The organism is Micromonospora sp. NPDC005205 (assembly GCF_040608275.1).
Classification (GTDB): domain Bacteria; phylum Actinomycetota; class Actinomycetes; order Mycobacteriales; family Micromonosporaceae; genus Micromonospora.
In genome coordinates this window covers 22210-47632 of record NZ_JBEXHV010000025.1, presented here as the reverse complement: position 1 = coordinate 47632, position 25423 = coordinate 22210, and the positions used below count along the sequence as shown (strand labels likewise).

28 protein-coding genes and 1 tRNA gene are annotated in these 25423 nt (G+C 70.3%); 18 read left to right on the top strand and 11 right to left on the bottom strand.

The window, feature by feature from the left end; translation table 11 throughout:
• The first annotated feature begins 22 nt into the window (after positions 1-22).
• The 3 genes from ABZU43_RS30140 (at position 23) to ABZU43_RS30130 (ending at position 3564) form a co-directional block, all read left to right on the top strand.
• Positions 23-2140 (top strand): MMPL family transporter, encoded by a 2118-nt coding sequence (locus ABZU43_RS30140; RefSeq protein ID WP_355009783.1) that lies wholly within the window; start codon positions 23-25, stop codon positions 2138-2140.
• Entirely contained in the window at positions 2130-3368 is a 1239-nt protein-coding gene (locus ABZU43_RS30135; RefSeq protein ID WP_355009782.1) for an FAD-dependent oxidoreductase, read from the top strand. Before ABZU43_RS30140 ends, ABZU43_RS30135 begins: the two co-directional genes overlap by 11 nt.
• Before the next feature lie 122 nt (positions 3369-3490).
• A tRNA-Ile gene (locus ABZU43_RS30130) sits at positions 3491-3564 on the top strand.
• A gap of 151 nt (positions 3565-3715) precedes the next feature.
• Here the strand turns inward: ABZU43_RS30130 and ABZU43_RS30125 are convergent.
• Both ABZU43_RS30125 and ABZU43_RS30120 read right to left on the bottom strand, forming a co-directional pair.
• Positions 3716-4090 carry a type II toxin-antitoxin system VapC family toxin gene (locus ABZU43_RS30125; protein WP_354824914.1) on the bottom strand — a complete coding sequence of 125 codons (375 nt, stop codon included), beginning with the start codon at positions 4088-4090 and terminating at the stop codon, positions 3716-3718.
• Positions 4087-4341 carry a type II toxin-antitoxin system prevent-host-death family antitoxin gene (locus tag ABZU43_RS30120; protein WP_355009781.1) on the bottom strand — a complete coding sequence of 85 codons (255 nt, stop codon included), beginning with the start codon at positions 4339-4341 and terminating at the stop codon, positions 4087-4089. Before ABZU43_RS30120 ends, ABZU43_RS30125 begins: the two co-directional genes overlap by 4 nt.
• 264 nt (positions 4342-4605) lie before the next feature.
• On the opposite strand from ABZU43_RS30120, the gene ABZU43_RS30115 reads away from it, so the two are divergent.
• From ABZU43_RS30115 to ABZU43_RS30105, 3 genes are all read left to right on the top strand, one after another.
• Entirely contained in the window at positions 4606-4860 is a 255-nt protein-coding gene (locus ABZU43_RS30115) for a hypothetical protein (protein ID WP_355009780.1), read from the top strand.
• Positions 4857-5258: a type II toxin-antitoxin system VapC family toxin gene (locus ABZU43_RS30110; RefSeq protein WP_355009779.1), complete on the top strand. Its 402-nt coding sequence runs from the start codon at positions 4857-4859 to the stop codon at positions 5256-5258. The genes ABZU43_RS30115 and ABZU43_RS30110 overlap by 4 nt, the downstream gene beginning before the upstream one ends.
• A gap of 119 nt (positions 5259-5377) precedes the next feature.
• Complete coding sequence (locus ABZU43_RS30105; RefSeq protein ID WP_355009778.1) at positions 5378-5560, top strand: hypothetical protein; 183 nt, start codon at positions 5378-5380, stop codon at positions 5558-5560.
• Here ABZU43_RS30105 and ABZU43_RS30100 read toward each other — a convergent pair.
• Positions 5544-6185, bottom strand: coding sequence for a hypothetical protein (locus ABZU43_RS30100; RefSeq protein ID WP_355009777.1), 642 nt, complete (start codon positions 6183-6185; stop codon positions 5544-5546). The two genes, ABZU43_RS30105 and ABZU43_RS30100, sit on opposite strands and share 17 nt — an antisense overlap.
• A gap of 88 nt (positions 6186-6273) precedes the next feature.
• Here ABZU43_RS30100 and ABZU43_RS30095 point away from each other — a divergent pair, with 88 nt between their 5' ends.
• The 4 genes from ABZU43_RS30095 to ABZU43_RS30080 all read left to right on the top strand — a co-directional run bounded on the left by ABZU43_RS30095 (position 6274) and on the right by ABZU43_RS30080 (position 8995).
• Positions 6274-6963 carry a cytidylate kinase family protein gene (locus tag ABZU43_RS30095; protein ID WP_355009776.1) on the top strand — a complete coding sequence of 230 codons (690 nt, stop codon included), beginning with the start codon at positions 6274-6276 and terminating at the stop codon, positions 6961-6963.
• A gap of 265 nt (positions 6964-7228) precedes the next feature.
• Positions 7229-7843, top strand: coding sequence for a hypothetical protein (locus ABZU43_RS30090; RefSeq protein ID WP_355009775.1), 615 nt, complete (start codon positions 7229-7231; stop codon positions 7841-7843).
• A gap of 59 nt (positions 7844-7902) precedes the next feature.
• Positions 7903-8451, top strand: coding sequence for a hypothetical protein (locus tag ABZU43_RS30085; protein ID WP_355009774.1), 549 nt, complete (start codon positions 7903-7905; stop codon positions 8449-8451).
• Positions 8441-8995 carry a hypothetical protein gene (locus ABZU43_RS30080; protein WP_355009773.1) on the top strand — a complete coding sequence of 185 codons (555 nt, stop codon included), beginning with the start codon at positions 8441-8443 and terminating at the stop codon, positions 8993-8995. Before ABZU43_RS30085 ends, ABZU43_RS30080 begins: the two co-directional genes overlap by 11 nt.
• Positions 8996-9026: 31 nt before the next feature.
• Here the strand turns inward: ABZU43_RS30080 and ABZU43_RS30075 are convergent, their stop codons facing one another.
• The 4 genes from ABZU43_RS30075 to ABZU43_RS30060 all read right to left on the bottom strand — a co-directional run bounded on the left by ABZU43_RS30075 (position 9027) and on the right by ABZU43_RS30060 (position 11718).
• Complete coding sequence (locus ABZU43_RS30075; RefSeq protein ID WP_355009772.1) at positions 9027-9731, bottom strand: TMEM175 family protein; 705 nt, start codon at positions 9729-9731, stop codon at positions 9027-9029.
• A gap of 113 nt (positions 9732-9844) precedes the next feature.
• On the bottom strand, positions 9845-10297 hold the full coding sequence (locus tag ABZU43_RS30070; protein WP_355009771.1) for a hypothetical protein: 453 nt from the start codon (positions 10295-10297) through the stop codon (positions 9845-9847).
• 16 nt (positions 10298-10313) lie between these two features.
• Positions 10314-10934 carry a dihydrofolate reductase family protein gene (locus tag ABZU43_RS30065; protein WP_355009770.1) on the bottom strand — a complete coding sequence of 207 codons (621 nt, stop codon included), beginning with the start codon at positions 10932-10934 and terminating at the stop codon, positions 10314-10316.
• Positions 10921-11718: a hypothetical protein gene (locus ABZU43_RS30060; RefSeq protein ID WP_355009769.1), complete on the bottom strand. Its 798-nt coding sequence runs from the start codon at positions 11716-11718 to the stop codon at positions 10921-10923. Before ABZU43_RS30060 ends, ABZU43_RS30065 begins: the two co-directional genes overlap by 14 nt.
• Positions 11719-11854: 136 nt before the next feature.
• Between ABZU43_RS30060 and ABZU43_RS30055 the strand changes: the two genes are divergently transcribed.
• The 7 genes from ABZU43_RS30055 to ABZU43_RS30025 all read left to right on the top strand — a co-directional run bounded on the left by ABZU43_RS30055 (position 11855) and on the right by ABZU43_RS30025 (position 20208).
• Positions 11855-14620 (top strand): BTAD domain-containing putative transcriptional regulator, encoded by a 2766-nt coding sequence (locus ABZU43_RS30055; protein WP_355009815.1) that lies wholly within the window; start codon positions 11855-11857, stop codon positions 14618-14620.
• A 94-nt stretch (positions 14621-14714) separates the two neighbouring features.
• Entirely contained in the window at positions 14715-15434 is a 720-nt protein-coding gene (locus ABZU43_RS30050; RefSeq protein ID WP_355009768.1) for a hypothetical protein, read from the top strand.
• A gap of 43 nt (positions 15435-15477) precedes the next feature.
• Positions 15478-16362 carry a hypothetical protein gene (locus tag ABZU43_RS30045; RefSeq protein ID WP_355009767.1) on the top strand — a complete coding sequence of 295 codons (885 nt, stop codon included), beginning with the start codon at positions 15478-15480 and terminating at the stop codon, positions 16360-16362.
• Between the two features lie 165 nt (positions 16363-16527).
• Positions 16528-16836, top strand: a complete 309-nt coding sequence (locus ABZU43_RS30040) for a hypothetical protein (RefSeq protein ID WP_355009766.1) — start codon at positions 16528-16530, stop codon at positions 16834-16836.
• 96 nt (positions 16837-16932) lie between these two features.
• A complete protein-coding gene (locus ABZU43_RS30035) occupies positions 16933-17463 on the top strand; it encodes a SigE family RNA polymerase sigma factor (protein WP_355009765.1) in 531 nt (176 codons plus the stop codon).
• Positions 17460-18890: a hypothetical protein gene (locus ABZU43_RS30030; RefSeq protein ID WP_355009764.1), complete on the top strand. Its 1431-nt coding sequence runs from the start codon at positions 17460-17462 to the stop codon at positions 18888-18890. Before ABZU43_RS30035 ends, ABZU43_RS30030 begins: the two co-directional genes overlap by 4 nt.
• A gap of 100 nt (positions 18891-18990) precedes the next feature.
• Positions 18991-20208 (top strand): Imm21 family immunity protein, encoded by a 1218-nt coding sequence (locus ABZU43_RS30025; protein ID WP_355009763.1) that lies wholly within the window; start codon positions 18991-18993, stop codon positions 20206-20208.
• Between the two features lie 454 nt (positions 20209-20662).
• Here ABZU43_RS30025 and ABZU43_RS30020 read toward each other — a convergent pair whose 3' ends face one another.
• Positions 20663-21850, bottom strand: a complete 1188-nt coding sequence (locus ABZU43_RS30020; protein WP_355009762.1) for an FAD-dependent oxidoreductase — start codon at positions 21848-21850, stop codon at positions 20663-20665.
• 82 nt (positions 21851-21932) lie between these two features.
• Positions 21933-22877 (bottom strand): RNA polymerase sigma-70 factor, encoded by a 945-nt coding sequence (locus ABZU43_RS30015; protein ID WP_355009761.1) that lies wholly within the window; start codon positions 22875-22877, stop codon positions 21933-21935.
• A 165-nt stretch (positions 22878-23042) separates the two neighbouring features.
• Here ABZU43_RS30015 and ABZU43_RS30010 point away from each other — a divergent pair, with 165 nt between their 5' ends.
• Positions 23043-23636, top strand: a complete 594-nt coding sequence (locus tag ABZU43_RS30010) for an HD domain-containing protein (protein ID WP_355009760.1) — start codon at positions 23043-23045, stop codon at positions 23634-23636.
• A 6-nt stretch (positions 23637-23642) separates the two neighbouring features.
• On the opposite strand, the gene ABZU43_RS30005 is transcribed toward ABZU43_RS30010, so the two are convergent.
• Both ABZU43_RS30005 and ABZU43_RS30000 read right to left on the bottom strand, forming a co-directional pair.
• Complete coding sequence (locus tag ABZU43_RS30005) at positions 23643-24863, bottom strand: MFS transporter (protein WP_355009759.1); 1221 nt, start codon at positions 24861-24863, stop codon at positions 23643-23645.
• 79 nt (positions 24864-24942) lie between these two features.
• Positions 24943-25419, bottom strand: coding sequence for a hypothetical protein (locus ABZU43_RS30000; protein WP_355009758.1), 477 nt, complete (start codon positions 25417-25419; stop codon positions 24943-24945).
• Positions 25420-25423 lie beyond the last annotated feature (4 nt).

Below are 25423 nucleotides of genomic sequence, written 5' to 3'. Positions count from 1 at the left end.
AACCTTGAGGTGTGAGGGGCGGATGTCCGGACGAGGCGGCAGGGCCACGCTGATCGCGGTGGCGGTCGTGCTGGCCTGGTTGGTGATCGGCGGCGTGTCCGGCCCGTACGCGGGACGCCTCAGCGAGGTCGCCACCAACGACAACGCCGCCTTCCTGCCCACCGACGCCGAGGCGACCCGAGCCCAGGACCTCGCCAGCGAGTTCGTCGACAGGCAGACCATCCCGGCTCTGGTCGTCTATGAGCGGCCCACCGGGATCACCGACGCGGACCGGCAACGGGTGAGCGCCGACGCCGCCCGGTTCGCCCAGATCCCCGGAGTGGTCACCCCACTGCCCCCGCCCATCCCGAGCGACGACGGCCAGGCACTCCAGGTCGTCGTACCGGTGGACGACGCCGAGGGCGAGGAGATCGGCACCGTCGTCGAGCAACTGCGCGACATCACCGGCGGGGACCGGGACGGCCTCACCGTGGACGTCTCCGGCCCGGCCGGTCTGCTCGCCGACCTGATCGAGGTCTTCTCCGCCATCGACGGACCACTGCTGCTGGTCACCCTGGTCGTGGTGCTTGTCATCCTGCTGGTCGTCTACCGCAGCCCGGTCCTGTGGATCTTCCCGCTGCTCGCCGCCGGGATGTCGTACGCCCTCGCCTCGGTCTTCGTCTACCTGCTCGCCGACGCGGACGTGGTCAAGCTCAACGGGCAGGCCCAGGGCATCCTCACAGTGCTGGTCTTCGGCGCCGGCACCGACTACGCGTTGCTGCTGATCGCACGCTACCGGGAAGAACTGCACCGGCACGAGCGCCCATGGGACGCCATGAAGGCCGCCTGGAAGGGCGCCGCGCCGGCCATCATCGCGTCCGGCGGCACCGTCATCGTCAGCCTGCTCTGCCTGCTGCTGTCCAGCCTCAACTCCAACCGGGCGCTCGGACCGGTCGCCGCCATCGGCATCGCCGCCACCCTGCTGGTGATGCTCACCTTCCTACCCGCGCTGCTGGTGCTCGGCGGACGGTGGGCATTCTGGCCCCGACGACCCCGAGCCGACCAGGCCGACCCTCGGGCCGAACACGGCATCTGGAGCCGCGTCGCCGGCTTCGTCGCCCGGCACGCCCGCCCGATCTGGCTGAGCACCGCCGTCGTGCTGGCCCTGCTGACCCTCGGCCTCACCCAGCTCGGCGCCACCACCCTCGGGCAGTCCGACCTGTTCACCCAGCGCACCGACTCGGTCGACGGTCAGGAGGTCATCTCCCGGCACTACCCGGCCGGCACCGGCAGCCCGGCCACCATCTTCACCACCGAGCAGACCGCCCGACAGGTCGCCCAGGTGGCGACTGACGTGCCCGGGGTCGCCGACGTCCGCCCCCTCACCGCCGGCCCGCAGACCGGCCCACCCCAGGAGAACGCCGCCCCGAAGATCGTCGACGGGCGGGTGCAACTGGAGGCGACCCTGGCCGACCCACCAGACAGCGACGGCGCCGAGCGGACCATCCGCGAGCTGCGGGTGGCCGTACACCGGGTGCCCGGCGCGGACGCGGTCGTCGGCGGCTTCACCGCGATCAACGTGGACACCTCGGACGCCGCGAAGCGCGACCAGAACGTCATCATCCCGGTGGTGCTGGCGGTCATCGCCGTCATCCTGGCCCTGCTGCTGCGCGCGCTGCTCGCCCCGCTGCTGCTGATCGCCACGGTGCTGCTCAGCTTCGCGGCGACCCTCGGCCTCTGCGCGCTGCTGTTCCGCGACGTCTTCGACTTCCCCGGCGTGGACTCGTCGTTCCCGCTGTTCGCGTTCGTCTTCCTGGTCGCGCTCGGCATCGACTACAACATCTTCCTGATGAGCCGCGTCCGCGAAGAGTCGGTCAAGCGCGGCACCCGCGCCGGAGTGCTCGCCGGCCTCGCCGTCACCGGCGGGGTGATCACCTCCGCCGGCATCGTGCTCGCCGCGACGTTCTCCGCCCTCGCCGTCCTGCCCCTCGTGGTGCTCGTCGAGTTGGGTACGGCGGTCGCGATCGGGGTACTGATCGACACCATCATCGTCCGGTCGCTGCTGGTGCCCGCACTCGCGTACGACATCGGGCCGAAGATCTGGTGGCCGGGCCGGTTGTCCCGGGCGAACGGTGAGCGGGAGGCGCGCGGTGCTGGCTGAAACCGATGTGGTCATCGTCGGCGGCGGCCTGGCCGGCCTCGCCGCCGCCCGCCGGCTGCACCGCGCCGGCGTGCCCTGGCGGCTGGTGGAGGCCGAGGGTCGGCTCGGCGGCCGGGTCGCCACCGACGTGGTCGACGGTCACCTCATCGACCGGGGCTTCCAGGTGCTCAACACCGCCTACCCCCGGCTCGGCACGCTGCTCGACACCGACCAGCTCAACCTCGGCTACTTCACCTCCGGCGTGCTGGTCCGCAAGGGCGACAAGCTGCTGCGGCTGGTCAACCCGCTGCGCGAGCCCACCAGCGGGCCCGGCACCGCGCTCGCCGGGGTCGGCTCCCTGCTCGACCGGCTGCGCTTCGCGGCCCTCGCCACCGGCTGCGCCACCCTCCCCGCGTCCCGGCTGCTCGACGCGCCGGAAACCAGCACCGAGACCGCGCTGCGCCGCGCAGGCCTCTCCGACGCCATCATCGAGGAGCTGCTGCGACCGTTCCTGTCCGGTGTGTTCATCGACCGGGAACTCTCCACCTCCAGCCACGTGCTGGCGATGGTGCTGCGCTCCTTCGCCCGCGGCCGGATCGGCCTGCCCGCCGAAGGAATGGCCGCGCTGCCCCGGGCCGTCGCCGCGCCGCTGCCCGCCGACCTGCTCGACCTGAACACCCCGGTCGCCGAGGTCACCCCGGGCCGGGTCCGCACCCAGGCCGGCGACATCCACTGCCGGGCCGTCGTGGTCGCCGTCGACCCGCCCGCCGCGGCCGCGCTGCTGCCAGCCCTTGCGACGGTACGCATGCACAGCTACACCACCTACTACCACAGCGCCCCTGAGCCGCCGCTCACCGAGCCGATCCTGCTCGTCGACGGCGACCGACGCGAACTCGTCGCCAACACCGTGGTGCTCAGCAACGCCACCACGACGTACGCGCCCACCGGACGGCACCTCATCGCCACCTCGGTGGTCGGCCCGACGGCCCCACCCGAGCCGACCATCCGGGCCGAGCTGACCCGGCTGTACGGCCGCTCCACCGCCGACTGGACCCACCTCACCACAGTGGCCATTCCCGAGGCGCTACCCGCCGCGCCACCGCCGCAGGGACGGCTGCGCAAGCCGGTGGCGCTGGGGGAGGGCCTTTTCGTGGCCGGTGACCACCGGGACAGCCCATCGATCCAAGGTGCTCTCACCAGCGGCTGGCGTGCCGCCGGCGCCGTACTGGACGAGCTGCGCGCCGGCTGACGGTCGTACCCGAGCACGCTGTTATATTCCTGTTGCCCATCGTGCTGGCGCAGGCGTGGGCACCGGCCGGCTTCATGCTGGCTGCTGATCGCCGAGCGGGATAAGATCCGGCGCGGTGTTTCGGGGCGGTAGCTCAGCCGGTTAGAGCAGGGGACTCATAATCCCTCGGTCGCGGGTTCGAGCCCCGCCCGCCCCACCGAAACGGATACCCAACCGGAGGGGTCGGAGACCCGAGAAGCTGCAGGCCACGGCGTGCGCCGGGGCTAAGCGACCGACGCCGCTCGGCGGCCAGTGGGCGAGTTGGGCCTGGGCCTCTCGCGGGTATCAGGCGTTGACCGAGTTGTCTGTCAGACCTTGAGGACGTCGACGTCGTACAACGCTATCGACGCGTCGCGGGAGGCGAGGGTCAGACCTTCGGTGATTGCCTGTGCCACCAGCATGCGGTCGAAGGGATCGCGGTGATGCGATGGCAGGCGGCCGGCGGCTATGGCGTGGGCGTAGGTCACCGGGAGTTCTCGAAAGCCCATGTCCCTTACCCGCTCTGCGAGGTCAGGGGGTCCGGTGAGTTTTCCGGTGCTTTGTTTGATGGTGATTTCCCAAAGGGTGACCGGGGAGAGAAAGATGTCCGGCTCGTGGCGTAGTCGGTCGAGCAACTCGGCACCGAGAGTCGGGTCGCCAGTGATGGCCCAGAGCGCGACGTGAGTATCCAGCAGCAGGTTCATGCGCCGATGCCGAAGTCGTCGGCGATCTCGGCGTTGGTCTGTGCTGAGTCCCAGTCACCGGAGAGGTCCAGTTGTCCGGCGAGGGAGCCGACTGCGGTGCGGTTGGCCCGCCGGACCAGCGGTACGACCTTCGCCACCGGGGTGCCCGCCCGGTCGATGATGATCTCCTCGCCGTGTTCCACCCGTTCAATGATGCGCGACAGATGGGTCTTGGCATCATGCATGTTGTAGTGCACAGCCTCAGCCGACATGGCGTGACCTCCTCGCTTAGCTAAGGGATTAGTTTAGCCTGCTTGGCCGCATGCGTCAGCGGCCTTGGCTGCTCGGGGTCGAGGTCGCCAGACGCCGCGCCCTGGAAAATCAGGATCAGCGGATCACCAGGGATGGTGGCGGCGTGGTTCGCATGGTGGTACCTCCGCCCCACCACACAAACTTCCTGGTCAAATCCCGCTGCCGGCGACGGCGCGAGGGCCTTCTTCCAGGTAGCGAGGCATTCATGCATGCATAATGAATGCATGGTTGCTATCCAAATTCGGGACGTGCCTGAAGAGGTGCGAGATGCCTTGGCTGCCCAGGCCAAGGAACGCGGGCAGTCGCTCCAGGCGTACCTGCTGGAGTTGGTGGAGACGCAGGCTCGACGTCTGCGCAACACAGCGACCCTTGATCGCTTCGCCGGCCGTTCTGATGGCACTCGAGCCCTTCCGGGGGAGAGCTCTGCGGAGCTGACAGACCAGCGGGAGCAGCGAGGGCCGAGGGGTAGTGCCGCATGATCGTCGTGGACGCTTCGGTCCTGGCTGATGCTCTCGTCGACGACGGGCCGGTAGGCGACGCGGCGCGGGCGGAACTTTACGCAGATCCGCACTGGGCGGCGCCAGGTCATCTTCTGGTGGAAGTCATGTCGGTGATCAGAGGCAAAGCCCTCGGCGGAAAACTGAGCCCTGCCCGCGCTCAAGAGGCCGTCGATGCTCTGCCTTCACTGGTCATCGACGAGGTTGACGTCTTGCGATTGCTCGACCGGATGTGGCAGTTGCGAAGCAATGTCACGGCCTACGACGCAGCGTATGTCGCGGCAGCGGAGCTGCTGGCCTGTCCACTCGTGACCGGCGATGGTCGGCTCGCCAAGGCCAACGGGATCCGCTGCGAGATCCGACTGCTCGCACCGTCCTGACGGCGGCTGCCACGGATATCGACCCTTGCCTGGACGCGGTGGTGGGAGAACGACATCCTGTCGCCGAAATCGCGTGCGAGGGTTGCCTTGCCTTCGAGAGGTAACGGAGGGGAGGGCTGATGGGCGGCTTCCAGGACTGGGACGGCATCCGTGCAGAGCTGCACGACGGAGACAACGACGCGCTCGATGGGTCGACACCATCAAGACCGCCTGCCGCCCCTGAGCCGGCAGGGCGGCTGACATGGTTCATGGCACTCGCGAACTGGCGCACCTGTGCGGTGAGCGTCAGCGTGTCCGGCTGACGGACGTAACCCTCGGGTCTACGGAGTAGCGGCGGACGACGTCGTCGGCGTCGCCAGCGGTGGCACCGGGATCGAACAGCACTTCCAGGCACGGCGCTTGCGGCCCTTCCGACCCGAAGCCCGCAACCACGTTGTTCGGGTCGAAACGGTGGCTCTCGCTAATCAGCTCCTCAGCGGACTGCCCCTCCCGCACGCAAACCACCGCCTCGGGCTGGCTACCACCCCAGGCCAGTGCTGGAGCCGACACGCCGATTGTGAGCACCAGCGCCGTCCCCACGCCGATCACTGTCGTCCGGCCAAGCCCTGGTCGGCTGATCGGTGAGATCACCGCCGCCAGGGCGGACAGCACGTAAACCCAGAGAGCCCGTTTGTCGGCCGAGTCATGGAGAGCCAACGCGATGACGCCGGCTCCGACGGTCTGTGCGATCAGGCTGATCACCCGGAACCCTGGCCAGTCGACCAGCGCCGCTGGTATCGCGGCGAGCGCACCAAGCAACAGGAGGAGCACGACAAGCCCGTACGCACTCCATTCACGGCGCGCGTCCAGGACGAGCAACACCAGAGCAACCAGGTGTCCGCAGACGACAAGCGGCGGGCGGAGGTACGCCAGAAACCGTGCGACCATCGGAAGACCCTACGTGATGTGACCGATTTCAACGAGGGCGCCAATCCCGGCCCGACCGGCGAGCGGTGACGTGAGGAGGGGGCCGGACATGGTTCAAGGCACCCGCGACGAGCTGATCACTCGTTTGGCTGAGGCAGTCGGGGCCGTCGCAGTCGGCCACCCGACGCGGGTTGCCGTCGACGGAGCGCCCGCCGCTGGTAAGACCACTCTCGCCGACGAGTTGGCCGTCGTCCTGCGCGCACAGGGCCGCGAGGTCATCCGCGCCACGATCGACGACTTCCTCTTTCCTCGGGCGCAGCGCTATCCGCGCGGCGAGTACTCAGCCGTTGGCTGCTACCACGACACCCACGACCATCAGGCGCTGAAGCGGGTTCTACTCGACCCGCTGGGGCCGGGCGGAGATCGACGCTTCCAACCCGCGGTCTACGACAGCGCAACGGATGCCGTGCTGTCCCCGCCGGTCGTGACCGCCCCGACCGACGCCGTGCTCGTCCTCGACGGCGTCTTCCTCCTGCGCCCGGAACTGGTCGACCGGTGGGAGCTGCGCGTCTTCGTGTCGACGGCATTCGACAAGACCGTGGATCGTGCCGTGGTCCGGGAGCGCCGGGTGTCGACCCGGGCCCACGTCGAACGGCGCTGGCGGGAGCGTTACATCCCCTCCCAGCAGCTCTACCTCGCTACGGCCCGGCCGACCCAGCACGCCGACATCGTCGTGCACAACGACGAGCCTCAGCGGCCGGCGTGGGAGACGCGGACGCACTGGCCGCACTCATCCTGACTCTGGGCAGGCCGGTCAAGCGCACGGTTAGGCAGCCGCGTCACCCACGGTCGGGCTGTGGGGTCTCGACGTACTGGCCAAACGGTTCGGCGGCGTCGTCCGACTCTGGTAGGTGCAGACGACCTGACGGCCACACCGTGTGTCCCACTATGGGCATCTGACGACTGTCGATGTCCTTCACGTCGAAGCCGTTGTCCGGAGGCATCGACGGGTGGCACGGTCGTGCGATGATCAGCGCGAGTGCCAGGTGGCGGAGGGAAGAAGCGTGACCGATCCGCAGCACGGCTCCGGTCGACGGGAGCCGTTCTGGCAGACAATGGCCGGGATGCTCACCGCCGTCGCGGCCCTGATCACCGCGATCGTGGGTGCCGCGGCCTTCGTGCATCAGATCGGCGGGTTCGGCGCGGACGGCGGTCAGCAGACGTCCACCGGGACCACCGCCACGCCTTCCATCGCGCCCCGTTCGGCGGGAACGGCCGGTGCCCAGGCGACACCACCGCGTGCCGCTCCGGTGGAAGGCGCGGGCGCGGGACCGTACGAGTTGCTCTTCACCAACAACGGCGTCGACCTCGACGCGGACCCACCGAAGGTCGCCACGGGCCCGGACCCGAGCATCGACATCTACGACGCCGGCACATTGATGACGAGTTACCCGGCCTGGCCCGGTCTGGCGAAGTGGCCCCGGCCCAGCGCACCACAACGACAGGACTGCCTCTCGCTGCTCAACAGCTTCGCGACGGGCAACTCAAGATTCGTCAAGGGGAGTCGGTACTGCGTTCGCACGCAGGGCGACCTGCATGTCGCAGCCGTCGAGTTCGTCGAACCGATGAGCGGCGGGTGGAAGATTCGTGTGACGGTCTGGCCGGGCACGGTGAGCTGACAGGACAGGTGGTGCGTCGGCGCTACCGTGAGTGCGTCACACCCACCGAGGAGCGCCGCATGACCGCCGCACCGCGCAGGGCCGTACGCCGGGGTCTCATCGTCCTTCTCGTTCTGCTGGCGGTCTCCGGCTGGACCTATGTCGCCATCGGTGACCGGTGGAAGAGCAACGTCGCCTTCTTCACCCTCGACGAGGGCGACAACTATCGGCTCCGGGTCACCGGTTCGTTCGATGTGCGTTGCGCCAAACTTGAACGGGAGACGTTCTCCGACCCGTACGTCAACTGGCGGGAGGCGGGCAAGGACTGCGCCTGGCCCCGGGTGGCAGACGGCGACGGCTGGCTGGCCGGTGGGCGGGTCGAGCAGGTCCATTCGGAACGTCTGGGCAGGCGCCTGCCGGAGGCGATCCTCTATGGCATCGTGCCGGCCGCCGCCACGTCGATCCAGATCACCCTTGGCGACGGGACGCCACGCGAGGCGACCACGATCGCATCGGGTCACGATGCCTACCGGGTCTACGCCGTGTACGTACCCGATGCGGGCGACCGGGTCGAGGTCGTGTCGCTGCGGCTGCACGACGCGCAAGGCGGTGATCTGCTTGTCTACTAGCCGTTTCCGTACCGTGGTGGCCGCCGTGGTGGTGTTCGGTGGGCTTGCCGTGGTCGGCGGCCTCAACTGGGAGGGCTGGGACGGGCGGCGGCCGAGCGTCACCGGTCCCCGGTTACTCACCGAAGGCACGACCAGCGGCGTGAACTGGTCGGTGGTCCAGGTTCGGGAAAGCACCTGGGGCGAGTGTCTCTACCTGCGTCAGGACGGCGCGACAGTGGAACGCACCTGCACCGAGTCCGGCGTTCTGCAGAACTACGAGATCAGCGTCCGTACGCTCCGCGGCGCCGCCGCCCCGATCATCTTCGGCATGCTCCCCGCCGCGGCCGCCCGAGCCGAGGTGGCAGCGGACGGCGGCGATGTCCAGGTCCGCTTCCGCAACGCCGAACTGGTGCCCCTCGAGGTCCATGGCTCCGACGGGTCCCGGCGCTTCGTGGTGCAGGCCGCACCGCCCGGCCCGGACTGGGCTGGCAAGAACTCGGTGTCAGTCGCCGTCCAGGACGCGGCGGGTCGGCCGCTCACCCCCCGCGACCTTCGGCCCCGCTAGTCGCCGGGGTGACGGGGCGGCTGGTTCGTGGCTACTGGTCACCGTGACTCTGCTCGCGGGTGCGCTTGATGCTGCCGACCTCGCCTCTGATCGGCAGCCAGTAGAACGGGATGAACGCGATGACCACCACGAGGCCCACGACCGGATGAACAGCGCCCAGTGCGGTCCCGACAACGATCCAGAACGGCGCGGGGCGGAAGCGTCTGCTGATCGCCCGTGCGGTGTCGTCGTCGGTGGTGGAGGTCAGCAGACGACGGCCGTGCCTGGCGTACTCCCAGATCACGTTGAAGAGGATGGCGGCCACTTCGTAGGTGGCCCCGTAGAAGATGAGTGCGGTCCGCTTGCCGTGGCCCGACTCGAACGCGTGGGCCAGGAGGGACGAGGCGAACGGCAGAAACGCGATCACCATCAGCAGCAGGGTGTTGAGCAGGAGCAGCATGCGGTCGGCGGAGCGGATGTGGTCGAACATGACGTGGTGGTTCACCCACATCTGACCGATCAGCAGGAAGGTGATCGCGTACGCCAGGTATGAGGGCCACAGTTCGGTGAGGCCGCGGAGCAGGTGCTCGGTGTCCTCCGGCGGCTGGATCTCCAGGACGAGCAGGGTAACGGCGATGGCAATGACCGCGTCACTGAAGGTGACTGCCCGCTTCGGATCTCGTTCCGCACCGATCGGGTTGCTGGCCCTGGTTGTGCCCTCGGTGGAGACGCCGCGAGCCGCGCGAAACCAGCGCATGAGCCTCCCCACGGTGGTCACCCAAGAGCCTGCCGGTGCCGCGGGTTCCCACCGTCGCCGGAACCAAACCGGCCTGTGGGTCAGGCAGCGTCCTCCGCCTAAAGGAGTCGGCCTCAGCCGATGTGCAGCAGCAACACCTGGTGGTCGCTGAGGTCGGAGACGCAGTCGCGCAACAGCCTCAGCCCGTCCAGCCCGGCCGGGCCACTCTCCTCGAAGTCCATCCCCATCTCGGCGAAGTGGGCCGCCAGATCCTCCGCGCGGTGCGCGCCGGGATCGAGCTGATCAAGTAACCCTGGTGCGGGAGTGATGAGCGTGGTCAGGCCGTAGGCGCTGTTGATGGCCTCCGACTCGGCGTTGAACTCCGGCGGATCCAGGTCGATGCCGCGCTCCTCCAGATAGGTCAGGACGTACAGCATGCAGTAGCCGGACCAGTCGTACTCCTGCCGCGCACTGCGCCCGTGTTCGGCCAGGTACGCGCGGAACGACGACGGCGATGTGCGGGCCAGGCGGGCCAGCTCAACGATGCTGTCCCTGGGGACCACTGTCAGTGACGCGATGGCGGACAACGCATCCTCCGTCGGTTCAGGAGAGCACGCGGTAGGTGACGTGCAGGACCGAGCTTGCCGCCCGTGCCGTCACCTGTTCCAGTTTCAGCGACGGGACGCCGTCGAACAGCCGCACACCGGTGCCGAGGGTGAACGGCACCAGGTGCAGCCGCAGCTCGTCGACGAGGCCGGCGGCGAGGTACTGGTTGATGGTGGTCGCACCGCCGTGGATCAGGATGTCGCCGCCATCGGCCGCCGCACGGGCCCGCGTGAGCGCCGACTCGATGCCGTCGGTGACGAAGTGGAAGGTGGTGCCGCCCTCCATCGGCTGCGGCTCGCGTGCGTGATGGGTGAGCACGAACACCGGCTTGTGGAACGGTGGGTCGTCACCCCACCAGCCGTTCCACTGCCGATCCCATGCACCGCGCACGGGGCCGAACATGTTGCGCCCCATGATGACCGCCGACGCGTCGGTGAGCTGGTCGAGCTCGGCCTGGTTCTCCTCGGCGTGGTCGAACATCCAGGCGTGCAGTCCACGGCCCCCGCCGTCACCGCCGTCGTCGCCGAACGGGCGTTCCTCGGTCTGGTTGAGCCCGGCCGAGTATCCGTCGGCGGAGACGGTCTGGTCGGCGATCACCTTGCCGTTACGTGTGGTCACAGCGCTCTCCATCGACGACTTCTGGGCGGGGGATCAGCCTACGGCCGTACCTGGTCCCGGTCTCGCGTTTCGGGAAGGCGTACACGCCGACCAGGAGGAGCACGATCCACAGTGGCACGAGCACGGGGGCGAGAGCGGGCCAGACGGGCCAGACCGGCTCGGTGACGATGCCCGGACCCAGGGCCGTCCAGGTGAGGGCGGCGCCCGGGAGGAGGCCAACCGTGACCAGCGTGCCAACCAGCAGGGGTACGGGTCGACGCCGCCGTCCCACCCACCCGAACAGCGCCGCGCCGGCTGCGGCACCGGTGAGGGTGCCAGCGACAGTGCTGGCGAGGAACGTGCCGGGCGCGGCCGATGCGATGGTCAGCTCTGCCCCGCTCGCCGAGTAGTCGAGCGTGAACGTCTGTCCGTCGCGCTCAGCCCGCCAGCCGTCGCACAGGTAGCCGGGTACGCGGCGAAGACCCTCCCACCCCTGCCTCGCGGCGTTGCGCCGCAGCTGCTCCGAGAGCCCACAGTCGTCACCATCGTCGTACCGGAAGGACGTCCGGCCCGAGCCCAGGTCGTCGGCAGCGAGATGAACGCCCCACCGGTAGCCGTGCACGACCTGACCCGAGTCGACCGGCACCGCACCGGGAAGCAGCTGCGCCGCCGCGCGCTGTGCCTGATCGCCGGTGGGTGGCGTGACGCCGCGACCGCCGTACCAGGAACCGAGGCTGAGGCCGACCGCACCCAGCAACACCGCGCCGAGCAGCATCATCGCGACGCGCCGCAGCCGACGGCTCATCGGCGCACCTCCCTGCCGTAGTGCGCTAGAGGGTAGCTCCCGGAGTCCGGCTCTGGTGCCCCGTGGATCGTGTCCAGTGCGCGACGATCGGATCGAGCATGCCGGGGCGGAGATTTAGCCTGATTCGGTGATCTCGATGGTTGGAACGGGCGTGCGGGTCAGGCTGCTCGGGCCGGTGGAGGTGGTCGTCGCCGGCGCTCCGCAGGCGGTGAACGGTGTACGCCGCAAGGCGGTACTGGCCACGTTGGCGCTGCACGCGGGCCGTGTCGTCAGCATCGACCGGCTCGTCGACGTGGTCTGGGGCGACCAGCTACCGGCCACCGCGGCGAACACCTTGCAACGCCACGTCTCCTACCTACGCGGGGTGCTCGGTGAGCCCGGATCGATCGTGGCGCGCCAGCCCGGCTATCTGCTCGACACCGGGCCGGACTCCACGGATGTCCAGGCCGCCGAGCGCCTCATCGAGCTGGCCCGGCGCTCGACGGACCCCAACGAGCAGGTGAAGCACCTGACGGCCGCGGTGGCACTGTGGCGGGGCCCACCGCTGGCCGACGTGGCCGGGTCGGCCTGGCTTGAGGAACAGGCAGAACATCTGGCACGCCTACGGTTGGAGGCCGAACGGTCGCTCGCCGAGGCCCGGCTGTCCGTCGGTGAGCACGCCGGCCTCGTCCCCGGGTTGGAACGGCTCGTCCGACAACACCCCTTCGACGAACACCTGCACGCCCAGCTGATGCTCGCCCTGTACCGCGACGGCCGACAGGGCGAGGCGATCGCCACGTACCGGCGGTTGCGCGACAACCTGCGGGAGAACCTCGGCCTCGACCCGGGTCCGCGGTTACGCGACCTGGAGTGCGCCATCCTGCGCCAGGACACCGCCATCGCCGCACCGGCCGCGGCGGCACCGACGCGGGTCGCGGCGCAACTGCCTCCCCCCGTACCCACGTTCACCGGACGCGACGCGGAGCTCGCCGCCCTCGACGCGATGATCGACCGGGGCGGCGCCGTCGTGGTGTCCGGGACGGCCGGCGTCGGCAAGACCGCCCTCGCCGTGCACTGGGCGCACCGCGCGGCCGAGCGCTTCCCCGACGGGCAGCTCTACGTCAACCTGCGCGGCTTCGACCCGGCGGCCACACCGACCGAACCGGCGCGAGCGCTGCACGGTTTCCTGGAGGCGCTCGGCGTTCCGGTGGCCCGGATGCCCCGCGACCTGGACGCCATGGCGAGCTTGTACCGCACGACGGTGGCGGGCAAGCGACTGCTGGTGGTGCTGGACAACGCCCGCGACGCGGAGCAGGTCCGGCCGCTGCTGCCCGGCTCACCGGACTGCCTCGCCATCGTCACCAGCCGCGACCAGCTCATCCCGCTGGTCGTCACCGAAAGCGCCCAACCGGTGCCCCTGGCCCTGCTGAGCCCCGGCGAAGCCCGCGACATGCTGGTCCGCCGGCTCGGGGAGCGCCAGGTCGCCGCCGAACCCGCCGCGGCCGACACCATCGCCGACCGGTGCGCCCGGCTGCCCATCGCCCTGGCCATCGTGGCCGCCAGAGCCGCCACCAACAGACACTTCTCGTTGACCGCCGTCGCCGGCGAGCTGGGCGACCTGGACGCCTTCCGCGCAGGTGACGAGGCCACCGACGTACGGGCGGTCTTCTCCTGGTCGTGCCGGACGCTCAGCCCGGCCGCAGCCCGGCTGTTCCGGCTGCTGAGCCTGCATCCCGGCCCGGACGTCTCCGCCCCGGCCGTGGCCAGCCTGGCCGGCGTCGACGGGCAGGCGACCGGCCCCCTGCTCACCGAGCTGACCCGGGCGAATCTCTTCACCGAACACACGTACGGGCGCTACGCGTTCCACGACCTGCTGCGCGCGTACGCCGCCGACCTGGCCGAGGAGGCCGAGCCGCCGGCCGAGCGTCGGGCCGCCATCCACCGGCTGCTCGACCACTGCCTGCACACCGCTCACGCCGCCGACCTGGCACTGCACCCGCACTTCAGCGCGATCAGCCTCCCGCCACCCCGGGCGGGTGTGACGCCGGAACGCCCCAGGAGCCGATCGGCCGCCGCGGCGTGGTTCGCCACCGAGGTCCCCGTCCTGCTTGCCGCAGTGCCGCTCGCGGCGCGGTCCGGGTTCGAGGGACACGCCTGGCAGCTCGCCTGGACCATGGCCGGGTTTCTGCACCGGCAGGGGCACTGGCAGGACTGGCTCGGCACGCAGCGGATCGCGCTGGCCGCCGCGTCCCGCATCGGGGATCAGGCGGGGCAGGGCCACGCGCACCGCAGCCTCGGTCTCGCCTGCTCCCGGCTCCGACGGTACGACGAGGCCGACGACCACCTGCGGCGCGCACTCGATCTGTTCACCGATGTCGGCGACGACGCCGGACGGGCGCACACCTGCCTGAACCTTGGCCAACTGGCCGAGCGGCAGGGGCAGCACCAGCAGGCGCTGCGCCATTCCCGGCGGGCGCTGACCCTGTTTCGGGGGGCCGGGAACCGGGCCGGGCAGGGGTACACCCTCAACGCGGTCGGTTGGCAGGAAGCGCTGCTCGGCGAATACCACAGCGCCCTCGAATCGTGCGGCCAGGCGCTGCGGATGTTGCAGGAGGTGGACGACGTCCAGGGACAGGCCGACACCTGGGACAGCCTCGGCCACGCCCACCACCAGCTCGGCGACGACCGGCGGGCCATCGCCTGTTACGAGCATGCCCTCGAACTCTTCACGCAGGTCAACGACCGGTACGCCGAGGCGGGCACGTACGTCAATCTCGGTGGCAGCCACCTGGCGCTCGGCGACGTCCCCGCCACCCGCGCCGCGTGGCGGCGAGCCCTGACCATTCTCGACGAGCTCGGCGATGCCGACGCCGACTCGATCCGCGCCGACCTCGAACAGCTCGACGCCACTCGGCTGCGCTGACGTACGCCGCTTTCTGCGCCGTTTCCGGGCCGCTTCAGCGCGGCCCGGCACTCTTCGGACACCAGTCTCTTCCGCATCAGGAACGGAGCGTTCGATGAGTCGTTTGGCACACCGCCTCGCGGTGATCGGGGTGGTCAGCGCGACGGTGCTGGCCATGTCCTCCGCCGCCGTCGCGCAGACCGACAAGCCGCCACGGAAGGGCGTCGACTGCGTGGTCCAGCACGTCGACGAACGCGGCAAGGTCCTCCGCACGGAGACCGCGCCCGAGGGCCGGGAGCACGGCCCGTTCCGCTGCGTCGGCGGGAAGTGGACGTTCGCCTGGGCGCCCTTCGGGGCGGACGACATGATCACGGCCGCCGAGATCCAGATCGAGCCGTCCGGTGCCGTGTCGGTCCGGCAGTTCACCGGCCCCGCGCTCGGCAACGACCTCACAGTGGGCGAGATCGCCGGCATCGCCCAAGCCGTCAGCGGAAGCCGGGAGGTGCTTGTCGACCGCGCCATCGTGGCGGTCGACGACGGCAAGGAGCGGACCCCGGAGCAGATCGAGGCGCTGCTGGCCGGCACTGACGACACCGGGGTACGGGTGCTGGACATCATCGAGAAGCCCGACGCCGCCATGTCGACGAAGGACGTCATCGACGAGGCCGGCGGGACACCCGAGACGACAGTCGTCTACTTCAGCCTCTGGGGCGCGATCAAGTCGGTGTTCGCCTGGATCGTGGACACGATCGGCGAGATCGGTGAGTGGATCGACGACCACTGCGACTGGGGGTCCCCCAACACCACTGGCGACATCGTGACGTGTCGCTGGTAGCCCGTCCCACCCCGCCGACACCGATCACGGAAATGAGGACAGCATGACAACTCTGCGGGACATCACCAGGCGCGCCACCATCGTCACGACCGCTCTGATCGTCGGACTGACGGCTTCGTACGCACCGTCGCAGGCCGCCGAGGGGGAGGCCCGGACGACGATCACCGACCACAGCGGTGCCCCGGGCACGATGCTTCGACAGCTCGAGGATCTGACCGGTCGGCCCGTCGGCGACCTGGACAAGGTGCTGGCCGTCGACACCGGCGGGCGGACCCTCACCAGCGACCAACTCGCGGCGCTCGCCGCCGGCAAGGAGGTCGACGGCGTCAAGGTCGTCGGCACAATCCCGGGCAGCCGGGAGGTGCTCGGTACGACAATGGCCGACCTCGCCGACGGCACGTACGACGGCACTGGCGACGGCGGGACGGCGACGTCAGTGCTCTTCGCCTCGTCGACCTCCGGCGGCCGGGAGTGGTGCCTGACCATGTGCGTCGCGTCCGGCAAGTCCGTCTGGGAATGCCTGCTGTCGCGCCGGACCGGCGAGCTGATCCTCACCCTCGACCTGGCCGGCGGCACCACGGTCGGCGGGACGAAGGCGGCCTTCGAGAAGGCGAACGGTGTCGCCGTCGACGGCCCGTCCAGCGTGCAGACGCTCATCGGCGACGGCGAGCCGTCGGCGGACGAGATCAGGACGCTCCTCGACGGCAGGGACATCACGTCGTTGCGCCGGGTGGCGACAGTGGACCGACCGGACCCCGAGTGGGCGCTGGCCGACGTCGCCGAGAAGTCAGGCGTCGTCTACGCGAAGACCAAGGGCCACCTCTTCACCGTCAACCTCCCGATCCTCGGCAAGATCCTCGTGTTCTGCGTGTCGCAGGACAACGGGAAGACCTGGAAGTGCTCGGCCAAGCAGTGGGGCGGGTTCTAACCCGTAGGCCCGCCAACGGTCCCGCTCCGCATCGACCCTCAGCAGTCGACGCGGAGCGGGACCCCACCCCTTGAGCGCGCCGCTCATACTCCCCGCATGATCAGCAACGACCCTCGCGTGCGGAGCGGGACCCCACCCCTTGAGCGCGCCGCTCATACTCCCCGCATGATCAGCAACGACCCTCGCGTCCCGTGGTCGCCTCGGGCATCCCACCCGGCCGACGGCTCGACACTGCCGCTCTACATGGTCTTCTTCTTCCTCCTGGGCCTCGTCGGCTTCGCGATCCACGGGCTGAGCGACGGCGGGGGTGCGCTCGTTCTCGCGATCATCGTCTCGGGAGTGTTCTTCGCGTGCTTCCTGATCCTCTTCGCGGTCTACTGGATCGGATACCTGCTCAAGGGACACGCCACCTGGTTGGCCGAGCGTCAGGCTGAGTCCGATGGGCCGTCCACGGGTCACCAACCGGAGGCGTGAGCCCGGCAAGCGATCTTCCACTCAACCCCGGAGACCCCCGGTGGCGTCTCACCCTGCGTCCGCACTGACGCGAGGTGGACGCGACCTGGAGGTGGCGTGAGTCGGCACGAGGACGACGAAGAGTTCCGGCTGTTCGTCCAACGACAGTGGGGATCGCTGCTCCGAACGGCCTACCTGCTGACCGGTGACCGGGGGACAGCCGAGGACCTGACGCAGTCGGCGTTGGAGAAGACCCATCGGCGCTGGGGGCGGGTGCTGCGCCGGGACGCGCCCGAGGTCTACGTACGTCGGGCGATGGTGAACACGGCGATCTCCTGGCGGCGTCGACGGCGGCCGTTGGAGGTGCCGCTGCTGACCTCCGACAGCCAGCCGACTCATGACGCGTACGTGCAGGTGGAGCAGCGGCAACTCCTCCTCGCCGCGTTACGGCGATTACCGCCCAGGACGCAGGCGGTGCTGGTGCTGCGCTACTTCGAGGATCTCAGCGAGGCGGACACCGCCAAGGTCCTCGGCTGCTCCGTCGGCGCGGTGAAGAGCCAGGCGTCGCGCGGGTTGGCCCGACTGCGCAGCGACTTCGCCCCACCCGCGGCGCAGTCCCCGGCACGGCTCGAGGAGGAACTGGCATGACCGGAAGCTTCGCCAATTCGACGCTCGGTCCCGCGCTGCGGCAGGCCGCGCACGGCGTTGACGTACCCGAGGATCCCTGGCCCGGATTCGCCCGCCGGGAGCGACGGCACCGGCGGACGCGGCTGATCCGCACGGCGTTGGCCGCCGCGGTCGGGGTCGCGCTCGTCGGGGTCCAGACCAACGTGGTTCCGTTGCCCGGATGGGCGCCGGGCATCGCGGTCGCAGCCACTCCGACGGCGCTGCTCGACGCACCACCACGGGGCGCGCTGGCCGGAGATCAAGCTTGGCTGGACACGCTACGGGCGCGGATCACCGCCGATCCGCCGGTGCGAATCGACGCCCCGGTGGGTGCCTGGAAGATCGGCGACAGTGACCGGATCCGTCTGATCTACGGCAGTGACCAGCCGGGCCACCGGGTCGCGCTGGTCGCGGTGCCGCTGCGGTTCGGCCTGCTGACCAGAGAGGCGCTGGTCTGGTACGTGGGTCCCGCCGGGGCCAGTGCCCAGCAGATGCGGTACAGCGGCCACAGCGAGGGTGACGACGACCCGGTGATGACGCTGATGCGGGCCTACCCCGACCGGGCCGGGTTCGCGGTCGCCGTCGGTCCGCCCGAATCCACTGTGACGATCAGTGGCGACCCTCGATACACGTCGAGGGGCACCCTGGAGTACCAGGACATCGCCCGAGGGGACGGAGGCGGAGTCGGGCTCGCCGTACTGCCGCCCGAACCCCTGCCGCACGAACCCGTCGTCCGGGTCAGCCGCGGCGAACGGGTGTTCTTCCAGGGCGGTCTGGGCGGCGGCCCGTACGCCGGGCTCGACCCGACCGGGCCGGAGATGGACTCTCTGCTCATCGGTGCTCGTCAACCCGACCGAGGTACGCCGATCGACGAGGCCAACCTCCGTAACTTCGTCCACACGGCACTTCAGAACAGCCAGCTCGCGGCCGGCGGCACGACAGTACGGGTGCGGTGGTCGGGCCGCGATCACGGGCAGGCCGCCGCGCTGCTCACTGTGCAACCGGCCGGGGGTGGAGTGATCGCGTACGCCATGCACGGCGACGACCGGACCGGCTGGTACATCGACCTACGGTTGCTGCTGCCGGCCGAGGGCGCCGACCAGCGACCGATCGGCTGGCGGGTCCGGACCGAGGACGGTGCCCGTCCCGCCACCGGCGAGGTGCGGGTGATCGCCCCGCCGAACGCGGCCCGCCTCACGGTGACGGTCGAAGGCGCACCCCCGGCCACTGTCACCCTCGACGCGTCGAACGCCGGCACCACCCGGGTACCAGCGGACCGGGCGGCCACTCTCACCGCGTACAGCAGGGACGGCGGTGTCCTCGGGACCACCCCGCTGCCGCCCGTGGAGACCGACAGCAGCGCGGGAGGTCTGCCCGGCGACAGCCCTGCCACCCGGGTGACACCCTGACGCGACGGCAGGCGGGCCGAGCCGTCCCCGGACGGCTCGGCCCGCGTCGGCCTCTAGGATCGACAGCCTTGACGGCGAAGACGGCCTGCGGGAGCGCGTGGTGACGATCGAGGCAGAACGGCCAGCTGACCGGCTCGCCGACATCGTCGAGCGGGCCGAAGCCGTACTCGTGGACTTCGACGGACCGATCTGCCGCCTGTTCGGGAGCAAGGCCGCGCCGCGCATCGCCGCCGACCTGCGTCAGCTGATTCTCAGCCGGGGCGTCGTCGTGCCCGACGAGCTACGCGACGGAGACGACCCGCTGGCGCTGTTCCGCGCGACAGCTGCGTTCGCGCCGGAGCTGGTCGGCGTCGTCGGTGCGGCCCTGGCATCGGCGGAGGTTGAGGCGGCGGTGTCCGCGGAGACCACCATCGGAGCCTTCGACCTGGTCAGGGCATGCCTGGCGACCGGGCGAAGCCTCGCCATCGTCAGCAACAACTCTGCCGCCGCCATCGGCGCCTACCTCGGGCGCCGCGACCGGGCCCGCTACTTCGCCGCCGTCGTCGGGCGGGGCGAGCATCCCGATCTGCTGAAGCCCGACCCGACGCCCGTTGTCCGGGCCCTGCGGGCGCTGAAGGTCGCACCCGATGCCGCTGTTCTGGTAGGTGACTCGGCCACCGACGTCGAGGCCGCCCGAGCAGCCGGTGTCGCCTGCATCGGGTACGCCAACAGACCCGGCAAGGCCGAACGCCTCACCGCCGCCGGTGCCGACGCGATCGTGACCGACATGACCGACCTGGCCTCGGTTCTCGCTCGTACGCGCACGCCAGTCAGCCTGCTGCCGTGGGTCGACTCGGGCGGCGGGCCGCTCATCGTCGTGCCGACGACCGCGCTCGGCCAGTGGAAGGGCGCGTCGGACGACGACGATGACTCCTGGGGTGACTACGACCGGGCCTGCCGGGTCGATGGTTACGTGGGGGTGCTTGACGTCGGTGCCGCCCAGGCGCTCGTTCTGGCCGACGAGCCGGCCTCCACCACGTACCTCCCGGACCGGCGGATCTTCGTGCGGTGGCTGTACGCCGACTCCGAGGCAGAGGTCGTCCGCCTCGTTCCCCGGGCGGTGGAGATCGCCGACTGGGAGGACGCGGGTACGTGGACGACCAGCGGGCCAGCCGAGTTGTTCGACTCCGCCTACACCGATGACGGGTTGGAGCACACCACCCACCTCACCGTTGACCTGGCCCGTGGCACGTATCTGATCCGCACCGCTCTCGTGCAACCCGACGAGAGGACGGCGCTGATGCTTGTCCACCTGGTCGAGCGGACGCAGCCGGCCTGAGCGGACCGAACAACTCCGGACAGACCCGTGACCAGCCCGGACAGGGCGCGTCTGTTCGGAACAGGCAGCGACCGTAGCGGAGGCTGAGCTGGCGTCAATACGCTGATGACGGTCACCCGGGACGCTGGCCAGCAGGACCGGGTGACGAGTTTCGCCGATACGTGGGGCCCGCGATCTGTCAGCGCTGTCGCCTGTTGAAACGGCAGCACACCCTCTGAGAGGAGAGCTCATGCGAATCCGTCGTGTTGTCTACGCAACGGCCCTCGGCGCCATCCTGGCCGTCACCTGGATGGCCGCGCCAGCCCAGGCTGGTTGGGGTCACGGCTGGTAGTCGGCTGCGGGCGAATGCGGGCGGGCGGGACGCTCCCAGCGGGACGGCCCGCCCGACAACGTCACGCGGCCGGACCACCTGCTCCACCGCTATCGCGACAGCCTAGGGCTGGCGCACATCCGGTCAGGACGCGGCCGTGCGGATCTCCGATCGGGTGGGGACGACGCGGTGGCGGCGGACCGGGTACAGGATCGGGTGCGCCATGCTCCATGCGGCGCCCGCGCAGACGAACTCCTTGTACCGGGCCGCCAGCTTCCCGGTGAGCTGGGCGGGCCTGGCCCGGTCGTCGGCGGTCACGTACTGGATGATGCCGTCGCGGCGACCGAGGCTGATGCACTGGTTGAAGTAGCGCAGCGGGGCCTTGGGGAACTTCGCCCGACCGGTCAGGCGCGCGGCGATGGCGTCGGCGGCCTGCCAGGCCATCGGAATGCCCGAGGCGCAGGACATCCGCAGTGGCTTGCCGCCCGGTCCTTCGGCGATCGCGGCGTCGCCCACTGCGTACACCTCGGGGTGTGAGACCGACCGCATGCTGGCGTCGACGATGATCTGGCCGGTCTGCGCCACCGCCAGGGTCGTGGCGGCGGCGATGGGGTGCACGGCGAAGCCCGTCGTCCACACCGTCACCTGGGCCGGGATCTCCCGACCGTCGCGGGTGACCGCACCGTCCGCCTCGACCCGCGTGATGTCGGCGTGCTCGTGCACTGTGATGCCGAGCCGGTCGCAGACGCCGCGCAGGTGCTGCTGCGCCTTGCCGTTGAGCCAGTCGCCGAGACCGCCGCGGGCGGCGAGCGCGACGTCGAGGTCCGGCCGGGTCTCCGCGATCTCGGTGACCGCTTCAAGGCCGGTGAGGCCGCCGCCGACGACGAGCACGGTCCCGCCGGCAGCGAGGTGGGCGAGGCGGTCGCGCAACCGCAGCGCCGAGGGCCTGCCCGCGATGTCGTACGCGTGCTCGGCGACCCCGGGAACGCCGTGGTCGGCGGTGACGCTGCCGAGGGCGTAGACCAGCGTGTCGTACGTGATCTCGTCGGTGCCGTTGTCGTCGACGAGCGCGACGGTCCTGCGGTCGGCGTCGACGGCGGTGACCCGCGCCTGCCGAGGCGTCACGCCGGTGCCGGCGTAGACCTTGCTCAGTGGGCGTGGTGTGAGGTCCTGTCCGGTGGCGAGTTGGTGCATGCGGACCCGCTCGACGAAATCCGCGTCGGCGTTGACGAGGGTGATCTCGGTGTCGTCCGGGTGCAGCCGCTTGGCGAGACGCCCGGCGGCCATGGCTCCGGCGTAACCCGCTCCGAGGACGACGATGCGGTGCTTCATGGTGGCACTCCTGTCTCGGTGGTGGTCGCTTCCTGAACCGGACAGCGACGCGATTCCTGACAGGAGTCGGCTATGAGCTGGATCACCAGACGCGGAGGGTGGGCTCCTCGTGCTCCAAGGCGGACCACTGCCGGGTGGCGCGGACGAGCTTGTCGGGGTTGACCTGGTTGTGGATGGCCGCGACGCCCTCGGGCGTCACCTCCAGCGACATCACGCCGATGACCCGGTCGTCGATCACGACCACCACCGCCGGAGCGCCGTTGGCGGTGGCGACGTGCACGGCTGGGCTGCCACCCACCAGGTCCCGTTTGACGTCGGTCGGCTTGAACAGGCCACGCAGGAACTTCGCCACCGCCAGTGCGCCGACGATCGGCGCGGCCCGGGCCGGGATCTTGCCGCCACCGTCGGCGGTGCTCGTCGCGTCACTGGTCAGCAACTCCACCAGCCGCTGGATCTCGCCGTTGTTGGCCGCCGTGAGGAACTCCGCGACGACCTTCCGGGCGGTGGCCCGGTCGACCTCCGCGGGGGCCCGTTCGGCGGTGACGTGCTGTTTGGCGCGCCGGTAGGTCTGCTGGCAGTTCGACTCGGTGATGCCGAGGATCTCGGCGATCTCACCGTGCGGGTAGCCGAAGGCCTCCCGCAGCACGTACACCGCGCGCTCGTTGGGTGACAACCGCTCCAGCAGGGTCAGCACCGCCATCGAGACGGACTCGCGCTGCTCGGCGGTGTCGAGCGGGCCGAGCATCCGGTCCCCGCCGAGGACCGGCTCGGGCAGCCACGTGCCCACATAGGTCTCCCGCCTGGACCGCGCCGAGGTCAGCTGGTTGAGGCACACGTTGGTGAGGACCTTCGTCAGCCACGCCTCGGGCGTCTCGACGTGTTCCCGGTCCGCGCCCTGCCAGCGCAGGAAGGTGTCCTGGACGGCGTCCTCCGCGTCGCTGGCCGAACCCAGCAGGCGGTAGGCGATCGCCTCCAGGCGGGGCCTGGAGTGCTCGAACACCTCGACCTCGTCCGGGCTGAGCGGCATGACTAGACAGTATCCGGGCGGGCGGTGCCGCCGTCCCGGTGCCCGTCCCACCGCTCGCGCCATGATCAAGTGATGAAAAGTAGCTTTGAGCGCTGTTCCTGACCTCCTTTTCATCACTTGATCAACGGATCGCACGGCCCGCGTGGTGGTCGTACCCTTGCCGCTGTGACGTCCGATTCGTTGCGCCGCGCCCTCACCGCACCCGCGGACCCGCCGCTACGGCACCTGCCCGCCCAGGTCGTCGCTCTGCTGGAGGTCCTGGACGCGCCGCCGCGCCTCGCCGCGCACCTGCGGGCCGTGCACGACGTGGCCGCGCAGCTCGCCGACGCGATGGCGCATCGGTTCCCGCAACTCCCGTTCGACCGCGAGGCGGTGCTCTTCGGCGCCGCCACTCACGACATCGGTAAGGTCCGGCACCCGGAGGAGTTGTCCGGGCCCGGTTCCGCGCACGAGCCCGCCGGTTACGAGCTGCTGCTCCAGCACGGTGTCGGCGAGTCGTCGGCCCGGTTCGCGCGCGACCACGCGTCCTGGCACCAGGACGGCGTCGGCGTCGACGACCTGCTGGTCAGCGTGGCCGACAAGGTGTGGAAGGGAAAGCGGGTCACCGACCTGGAAGAGCTGCTCGTGGACCGGCTGGCCGACGCCACCGGCCGTGAGCGCTGGTCGGTCTTCCTCGACCTTGACGACATCCTCGATGAGATCGCCGCCGACGCGGACCGTCGACTCGCCTTCCAGGCGACCCATCCGGTACGCGGGTGAACCCGGTCAGCGGCTCGCCGGACCCGTCCCAGCCGTCCGGCGTGGTGTGGACGCGGTCGGCGTCTCGTCGTACGGCGTCGACCGCCGGCGGAACGTGGCCACCACCACGGCGGTCAGGCAGATCGCCGCAGCTGCCATGAGCGGCGGGCGGGCACCGAGGTGGACGGCCGCGGAGCCGAGCGGAATCGCCACGACGAGCGGTCCGAACATCGCGGTGTTGGCCGTCGCGGAGACCCGTCCCAGCAGCGCTGACGGCGTGTGGGTCTGTACGGCGGTCACCGCCGCGACCAGGGTCCAGGGCAGCCCGACACCGGCCACCACCGCCCCGACGACAGTTGCCGGCCACCACGGCAGGCAACGCGTCAGGCAGCCGACCGCGAACAGCGCCGTTCCGGCGATGCCGACGGCCACGGGACCTCTCGCCGCGATGAGCCTGCCGACGATCAGGCCACCGAGAACGGAACCGGCGCCCTGTGCACTGGCCAGCACACCGAGGAACGTCGTCGGCAGGCGTAGCTCGGTCACGACGATCGCGTAGATTCCCGCGGTCGTGAAGCCGGACATGGCGATCGACACCGCGGCGAGCACGACCGCCAGCCGTGTCGCTCGCTGTCCGAACAGGACCACCAATCCGGTACGTAGGCCGCCGCCGCGTTCGGTGGGCCGGCCGGTGGGCGCATCGTTGAGGCGAAGGAGCGCGTACAGGGTGGCGACCAGGACCGGCATGGCGGCACTGAGGACGGCGACCGCGTGGCCGCCGCGCCACGCGTAGAGGCCGGCCCCGGCCAGGGGAGCGACGAGCTTCATGCCCTCCTGCGCGCTGGAGCGCCACCCGTTGACGTCACCGAGTTCGGCCGGCGCGAGTGCCGACGGCAGCAACGCCGTCTCGCCGGCGTCGATCAACACGTAGCTGACGCCGTAGGCGCACGCGACGGCGAAGATGAGCCAGGTCTGCCCCGGCCCGCGCACCGCGAGGAGCGCGAGCAGGGCGGCCGCCAGCATGAGGTTGACGGCGATGACCAGCGGCCGTCGGGCCGCCCGGTCGAGCAGACCGCCCAGCCACGGGCCGGTGAGCACCGGGGCGTAGACGCAGAGCCCGGCGAGGGCGGCGAGGCTGGTGGAGCCGGTGAGATCCAGGATCCAGATGCCGGCGACCAGGGACATGGCGCTGCTACCGAAGCCAGACAGTAGGGAGATCGCCGCGAACAGGCCCGCGTTGCGACGCATGAGCACTCCGAGTTGAGTCGAGGTGACTCATATCCTCAAGCTTGAGCGCAGTGCGGGCAATGCCGCTGGGCCTTGTCAATCAACCGTTGACAAGGGCAACGTCGATCTTCATCGCGGCGGTCCGCGCCGACGCGGGCAGTCGCTCACCCGCTTCGGCGAGATCGGTGCTGAGGTGCAGGGCCAACGCGTGCAGCGAACCCGGGGCCGCGTCCAGCGCGGCGTCCACGGTGCTCCGGACGAGCGCCGCTCGACGAAATCGGCTGTCCCACCGCTGGTCGGCCCCGATCCACCGAGCCAGGTCCGCCACCGCCGCCCGCAGCGCCGCGACCTGCTGCGGCATCTGAAGGTCGAGCTGCTGCCGCCGCGACCACCGTGCCGCCACCAGCCGTTGTCGACGCTGCTCGGCGGCCTGCCGACTGCCGAGGTCGAGTGCCGTCGCGATCTGAGCCCACGTCGCACCGTCGTGTCGTGCGCGGTCGATGAGCTCCAGCTCCTGCTCGTCCAGGCGGGCGCGGGTGGCGCGAACCTCCGCCAACCGCGCCAGCTCCGACGTCATCCGT

Bases quoted from the DNA above. Each gene is read 5' to 3' on its own strand.
- ABZU43_RS30120 (WP_355009781.1), bottom strand. From the start codon at position 4,341: ATGTCGGCTGAGGCTGTGCACTACAACATGCATGATGCCAAGACCCAT.
- ABZU43_RS30030 (WP_355009764.1), top strand. From the start codon at position 17,460: ATGACCGGAAGCTTCGCCAATTCGACGCTCGGTCCCGCGCTGCGGCAG.
- ABZU43_RS30125 (WP_354824914.1), bottom strand. From the start codon at position 4,090: ATGAACCTGCTGCTGGATACTCACGTCGCGCTCTGGGCCATCACTGGC.
- ABZU43_RS30050 (WP_355009768.1), top strand. From the start codon at position 14,715: ATGAGTCGTTTGGCACACCGCCTCGCGGTGATCGGGGTGGTCAGCGCG.
- ABZU43_RS30085 (WP_355009774.1), top strand. From the start codon at position 7,903: ATGACCGCCGCACCGCGCAGGGCCGTACGCCGGGGTCTCATCGTCCTT.
- ABZU43_RS30055 (WP_355009815.1), top strand. From the start codon at position 11,855: ATGGTTGGAACGGGCGTGCGGGTCAGGCTGCTCGGGCCGGTGGAGGTG.
- ABZU43_RS30020 (WP_355009762.1), bottom strand. From the start codon at position 21,850: ATGAAGCACCGCATCGTCGTCCTCGGAGCGGGTTACGCCGGAGCCATG.
- ABZU43_RS30060 (WP_355009769.1), bottom strand. From the start codon at position 11,718: ATGAGCCGTCGGCTGCGGCGCGTCGCGATGATGCTGCTCGGCGCGGTG.
- ABZU43_RS30140 (WP_355009783.1), top strand. From the start codon at position 23: ATGTCCGGACGAGGCGGCAGGGCCACGCTGATCGCGGTGGCGGTCGTG.
- ABZU43_RS30040 (WP_355009766.1), top strand. From the start codon at position 16,528: ATGATCAGCAACGACCCTCGCGTCCCGTGGTCGCCTCGGGCATCCCAC.
- ABZU43_RS30100 (WP_355009777.1), bottom strand. From the start codon at position 6,185: ATGGTCGCACGGTTTCTGGCGTACCTCCGCCCGCCGCTTGTCGTCTGC.
- ABZU43_RS30000 (WP_355009758.1), bottom strand. From the start codon at position 25,419: ATGACGTCGGAGCTGGCGCGGTTGGCGGAGGTTCGCGCCACCCGCGCC.
- ABZU43_RS30095 (WP_355009776.1), top strand. From the start codon at position 6,274: ATGGTTCAAGGCACCCGCGACGAGCTGATCACTCGTTTGGCTGAGGCA.
- ABZU43_RS30075 (WP_355009772.1), bottom strand. From the start codon at position 9,731: ATGCGCTGGTTTCGCGCGGCTCGCGGCGTCTCCACCGAGGGCACAACC.
- ABZU43_RS30105 (WP_355009778.1), top strand. From the start codon at position 5,378: ATGGGCGGCTTCCAGGACTGGGACGGCATCCGTGCAGAGCTGCACGAC.
- ABZU43_RS30015 (WP_355009761.1), bottom strand. From the start codon at position 22,877: ATGCCGCTCAGCCCGGACGAGGTCGAGGTGTTCGAGCACTCCAGGCCC.
- ABZU43_RS30115 (WP_355009780.1), top strand. From the start codon at position 4,606: ATGGTTGCTATCCAAATTCGGGACGTGCCTGAAGAGGTGCGAGATGCC.
- ABZU43_RS30005 (WP_355009759.1), bottom strand. From the start codon at position 24,863: ATGCGTCGCAACGCGGGCCTGTTCGCGGCGATCTCCCTACTGTCTGGC.
- ABZU43_RS30045 (WP_355009767.1), top strand. From the start codon at position 15,478: ATGACAACTCTGCGGGACATCACCAGGCGCGCCACCATCGTCACGACC.
- ABZU43_RS30110 (WP_355009779.1), top strand. From the start codon at position 4,857: ATGATCGTCGTGGACGCTTCGGTCCTGGCTGATGCTCTCGTCGACGAC.